At 62.8% G+C, this 1,139-nt stretch carries 1 protein-coding gene; it reads right to left on the bottom strand.

The window, feature by feature from the left end:
* On the bottom strand, positions 1–1,092 hold the full coding sequence (locus ABNF93_RS34645; RefSeq protein WP_349332500.1) for an IS630 family transposase: 1,092 nt from the start codon (positions 1,090–1,092) through the stop codon (positions 1–3).
* Between the last annotated feature and the right edge of the window lie 47 nt (positions 1,093–1,139).

The raw sequence follows: 1,139 nt of genomic DNA, 5'->3' as shown, positions 1-1,139 counted from the left end.
CTAGTGTCCTCCGCCTGAAATTCGTGCGATATATCGGGCGAGGGAGTCGAGGATCTCCTCGGCGGTCTTCTTCCAGATGAAGGGCTTGGGGTTTTCGTTCCAGTTCTTGATCCACTCGCGGACGTCTTTCTCCAGCGCTTGGACGCTTTTGTGGACGCCGCGGCGTAGGAGTTGGTCGGTGAGGAAGGCGAACCAGCGCTCCACTTGGTTGATCCAGCTGGATCCGGTTGGGGTGAAGTGCATGTGGAAGCGTGGGTGGCGGGCGAGCCAGTCGTTGATGGCGGGGGTCTTGTGGGTGGACAGGTTGTCGCAGACCAGGTAGACGTCGAGCTGGTCTGGTACCGCTTTGTCGATCCCGATGAGGAACTTCTTGAACTCACTCGCGCGGCGTCGCCGGTGGGTTTGGGAGATGACCGTGCCGTCGGCGATGTTGAACGCGGCGAACAGGCTGGTCACCCCGTGGCGGACGTAGTCATGGCTGCGCCGCTCCGGCATCCCAGGCATCGCGGGCAGCACCGGCTGGGACCGGTCCAGGGCCTGCACCCCGGACTTCTCATCCACGCACAACACCACCGCTTTGTCCGGCGGGTTGTGGTACAGGCCGATCACGTCGACCACCTTCTCGACGAACATCGGATCGGTGGAAAGCTTGAACCCATCGCTCAGGTGCGGCTTGAGCTCAAACTTCCGCCAGATCCGCCCGATCGTCGACTCCGACAACCCCGAACGGGCAGCCATCGACGCCCGCGACCAGTGTGTCGCATTCTTCGGCGTCTCCTCCAACGTCGCGGTAATGACCTCCTCAACCTTGTCCAGCAGGATCGACGGTGGCCGACCCGGCCGCGGCTCATCGACCAAACCGTCAAGACGCTTGTCCACAAAGCGACGACGCCACTTACTCACCGTCGCCGGATTCACCCCGAGCCGGGCCGCGACCTCAGCGTTGTTCGCCCCCTCACCACACGCCAGCACAATCCGCGATCGCAACGCCAACACCTGCGACGACTTCGCCCGACGCGACCACCGCGTCAACGTCTGGCACTCCTCATCGCTCAACACAAGCTCAGCCTTCGGCCGCCCAGTCCTCGCCATCCACCAAACCTACACTTACCCGACGAATTTCAGGCGGAGGACACTAG

Source organism: Actinopolymorpha sp. B9G3 (genome assembly GCF_040120725.1).
Lineage (GTDB): Bacteria > Actinomycetota > Actinomycetes > Propionibacteriales > Actinopolymorphaceae > Thermasporomyces.
This window is presented reverse-complemented; position numbering and strand designations above follow the sequence as displayed.

What these genes read in the sequence shown, in the direction of transcription:
- ABNF93_RS34645 (WP_349332500.1), bottom strand. Translation starts at nt 1,092, where the DNA reads ATGGCGAGGACTGGGCGGCCGAAGGCTGAGCTTGTGTTGAGCGATGAG.